Genomic DNA, 703 nt, shown 5'->3' on the forward strand with positions numbered 1-703 from the left:
CTTGTCGAGGCTGAGGCCCGACTCATCGGTCGTACGCACCTTGATCTGGTGTGAAGTGGCTTGCTCGTAGTCGAGGAGCGCTCCACTTTTCACCAGGACGGTGTCGCCCTGCAGCATGAAACGACCRCCGGCATCGTCCAGCAGGCTATAGGTGAAGGCGCCTCCGTCCGGATCAGCCGTCGTCAGCGAGCCGACCCGGCTGCCGTCGGCGGCAAGTTCGGCGGCCGTCAGCGGCGAGAGTCCGAGGTCGACCRGTGCCTCGGCGACATCCGTCACCGTGACGGTCACCTTTTCGATCCGCGTCAGCCCGCCCGCGTCGGTCGTCTTGACGAACAGGTCGTACGAACCGACGGCAGCGTTGTCGAGCCCTGCCTTGACCACGATCTTGGCGGCATTCGCGCCCGTTCCGATGGCGAACCGCGCATGGCCGCCGGTGGGAAGAGCATCGCCCGCCAAGTTGGCCACGAGCGCATAGGTGTGAGTGTCGCCCGTGTCCGGATCGACAGTGGCGAGACCGGCCACGACGGCGCCGACGCCAGCCGTCTCCGAAACCGTGCCGCCCGTCACCACGAGGTCGGACGGCGCCTCGTTCACGTTCGTGATCGTGACGGTCACCTTTTCGATCCGGAACAAGCCCGCGGCGTCCATCGTCTTGACGTACAGGTCATGGGTTCCGACAGCAGCCCCGAGGCTCGCCTTGACC

Annotated in this window: 1 protein-coding gene; it reads right to left on the bottom strand. The window is 66.2% G+C overall.

The window, feature by feature from the left end; genetic code table 11:
- Positions 1-703 (bottom strand): hypothetical protein (locus AC1DT3_RS23265; protein WP_477467519.1); only part of this gene is annotated, 703 nt, incomplete at both ends.

The sequence above is a fragment of the Microvirga sp. P4_G7 genome (genome assembly GCF_056401005.1).